The sequence below is a fragment of the Binatus sp. (SeqCode) genome, from assembly GCF_049584895.1.
Taxonomy (GTDB): domain Bacteria; phylum Desulfobacterota; class Binatia; order Binatales; family Binataceae; genus Binatus.
This window is the reverse complement of sequence record NZ_JBAUYR010000105.1, coordinates 1-2,003: the sequence shown is the minus strand read 5'-3', so window position 1 is coordinate 2,003 and position 2,003 is coordinate 1. Positions and strand designations below refer to the sequence as shown.

3 protein-coding genes are annotated in these 2,003 nt (G+C 59.5%); all 3 read right to left on the bottom strand.

The annotated features are described in order from the left end of the window. Positions 1 to 199, bottom strand: a 199-nt coding sequence (locus WB650_RS18665; RefSeq protein WP_423961577.1) for a ClpX C4-type zinc finger protein, incomplete at its 3' end; no start/stop codon positions are given. A 16-nt stretch (positions 200 to 215) separates the two neighbouring features. Further along, positions 216 to 812 carry an ATP-dependent Clp endopeptidase proteolytic subunit ClpP gene (gene clpP / locus WB650_RS18660; RefSeq protein ID WP_331582889.1) on the bottom strand — a complete coding sequence of 199 codons (597 nt, stop codon included), beginning with the start codon at positions 810 to 812 and terminating at the stop codon, positions 216 to 218. 126 nt (positions 813 to 938) lie between these two features. Then, on the bottom strand, positions 939 to 2,003 hold a 1,065-nt coding region (gene tig / locus WB650_RS18655), incomplete at its 5' end, for a trigger factor (protein ID WP_423961575.1).

Sequence of the window (2,003 nt, the reverse complement as noted above, 5' to 3'; positions counted from 1 at the left end):
CGGCGGGTTTGGGCACCGCGGAGCTCTGGCTGAACGCCTCTTCGCTGTCGGTCTCCTCGGCGATTATGTCGTTACAAAGGTCGATGCATTCGTCGCAAATATAAACCGTTGGGCCGGCAATCAGCTTGCGAACTTCGTCCTGGCTCTTGCCGCAAAACGAGCAAACCAGATTGCCCGAGCGGTCGTCATGCTTGGCCATTATTTGCCTCCGCGGCTCACTTGGACGGCCTTCGACTAACGATTACCTCATCGATAAGTCCGTATTCAACCGCTTGTTGCGGCGCCATGAAGTAATCGCGATCGGTGTCTTTTTCGATCTTTCGAAGATTCTGTCCGGTATGCTTCATTATGATGTTGTTGATTTCCTCCCGCGCGTGCAAAATTTCCTTCGCGTGTATCTCGAGGTCGCTCGCCTGTCCCTGCATCCCGCCGAGCGGCTGATGCAGGATGATCCGTGAATGCGGAAGCGCATAACGCCGCCCCTTGGCACCCGCCAGCAGCATGATCGCGGCCATGCTCGCCGCCTGCCCGAGGCACAGCGTCGAGACGGGCGGCCGTATAAATTCCATTGTATCGTAAATCGCCATCCCAGCCGTCACCGATCCGCCGGGCGAATTGATATAAAAATTGATCTCTTTTTCGGGATCTTCGGACTCGAGGAACAGGAACTGCGCCGTCACCAGGTTGGCGACGTCGTCATTGATTTCGGTCCCTAAAAAGACGATTCGGTCCTTGAGCAGGCGAGAATAGATGTCGTAAGCCCGCTCTCCGCGACCGGTCTGTTCGACCACCATCGGTACCAGGTTGCTCATACCTCCAACCCGCGCCACAGCCCGGTTCCGACGACGATTAAGAAGAGGCCGCTGACGCCTTCAAATTGTAACGTCTGCGAAATGGTCGAGCAACCGTGGATGGCGCTGAACCGTGTAGCAAAGCTGCTATTTCGGCTCAGATGAACCCTCTTCAGGCGTCTCAGACGGTGAATCTGAACCTGATTCTGTCGGCGTATCTTCACGCTTCGCGCGGCTCAAGATGAAATCGAGCGCCTTTTCGCGCCGCATCGATTGGCGCAGCGCCTCGCGACTTTCTTCCTTGCGATAAAACTCGGCCGCGCGATCCCGGTTTCGGCCACTCTGCGTCACGATCGCCGCCACCCGATCGCCGAGCTCCTCATCATTGATCTCGATCTTTTCCTGCTCCGCGAGCGCGTCGACAATCAGCGCCGTGCGCGCGCGCTTCTCTGCCCGCGTCTTCAGGTCCTCGGCATTCTGCTTGATCCGTTCGGTCGCGTCCTCATGCGATAGCCCACCCGCTTCGAGCGTCTGATGCAGCTCGGCTTCCATCGCGCTCAGCTCGCGCGCGACCAGCGACTCGGGCAGCTCGACCGGATTGCGCTCGATCACGAGATCGAGCAATCCCTGGCGCACGCGCGCGTCGGCTTCCTGCTGCGCATGCGCAACCAGCTCGCTGCGAACGCGGGTGCGGAACGCCTCGAGGTTCTCGTCGCCGAGGTCCTTCGCAAAATCATCGTCGACCGTCGGCAGCTCGCGCCGATAGATTTCCTTGGGCGTCGCGCGCCATTCGATCGTCTTTCCGGCCAGCTCTTTGTGGCTGTAGTCGTCCGGATAGGTCTTCGCGGACTTCATCTCTTTGCCGATCTCGGCGCCGATCAGCGCTTCGTGAACCCCATGCGCGAGCGCGCGCTCGGAGACCTCGACCAGCCGGTCCTCAGTCTTGGTGGCCGACACCGGCTTGCCGTCCTCGAAGGCCTCGATAGTCGCGAGCGCGTAGTCGTCTTCCTCGACGATCGTGCGGTCCTCGATTTTCTTGAGCGTCGCCTGCCGCAAACGAAACCGCTCGATTGCCTCTTCAACCTGCTCATCGGTGACCTCGACTTTGGACTCGGGCACCTTGAGGCCTTCGTAATCCTTGACCTCGATGGTCGGGCGCAAGTCAAAGGTCGCGCTGAACTTGAGCGCGAGGTCCTTCTGCAGGTCGGTCTG